The 928-nt window shown below is 50.3% G+C and carries 1 protein-coding gene; it reads left to right on the top strand.

Annotation, left to right across the window (positions count from 1 at the left end; translation table 11 throughout):
• Window positions 1-928, top strand: a 928-nt coding sequence (locus R7040_RS25195) for an efflux RND transporter permease subunit (protein WP_318097378.1), incomplete at both ends; no start/stop codon positions are given.

Genomic DNA, 928 nt, shown 5'->3' with positions numbered 1-928 from the left:
AGTATCAAGTCCAGATTGATCCGGCGAAGCTGCGTGCTTATAACTTAACGCTGCAACAAGTAAACATGGCGATTCAAAACGGCAACCAAGAAACGGGGGCATCCGTAGTTGAAGTTGCTGAAGCTGAGCACATGGTTCGCACCACCGGTTACTTGACCAGCATCGAAGACATTAAATCGCTGCCGCTTAAAGTGACCGACAAAGGTACACCGCTCTTATTGGGCGACATTGCTGACATCAACTTAGGTCCGCAAATGCGTCGCGGTATCTCTGAGCTTAACGGCGAAGGTGAAGCGGTGGGTGGCGTGATCGTGATGCGCTATGGCGAAAACGCGAGTGAGGTGATCAGCAAAGTTAAAGACAAGTTGGAAGATTTACAGCGTAGCTTGCCGGATGGTGTTGAAATCGTCACCACTTACGACCGTTCTACGCTGATCAATACAGCTGTCGATAACCTTTGGAAGAAATTAGCGGAAGAGTTCATCGTCGTAGCCATCGTCTGTGCACTGTTCTTGTTCCACATTCGCTCTTCATTGGTTATCGCCCTGAGCTTGCCTGTAGGCATCCTTGCAGCGTTCATCGTGATGCATTCTCAAGGCATTAATGCCAACATCATGTCGCTCGGGGGGATTGCCATCGCCATCGGTGCAATGGTGGATGGTGCCATCGTAATGATAGAAAACGTCCACAAGCATATTGAACGAACGCCTCTCACGGATAAGAACCGCTGGCAATTGATTGGCAAAGCCGCTGAAGAAGTGGGCGCGCCCCTGTTCTTCTCACTGCTTATCATCACGTTAAGCTTTGTTCCAGTGTTTGCACTGGAAGGTCAAGAAGGCAAGATGTTCTCTCCTCTCGCCTTTACCAAGACGTATGCCATGGCGTCAGCGGCAGCACTTGCGATCACGCTCGTGCCAGTTCTAATGGG

The sequence above is a fragment of the Vibrio sp. 1069 genome (genome assembly GCF_033340555.1).
Note: the sequence above shows the minus strand (reverse complement) of the source record. Positions and strands in the feature narration are given on the sequence as shown.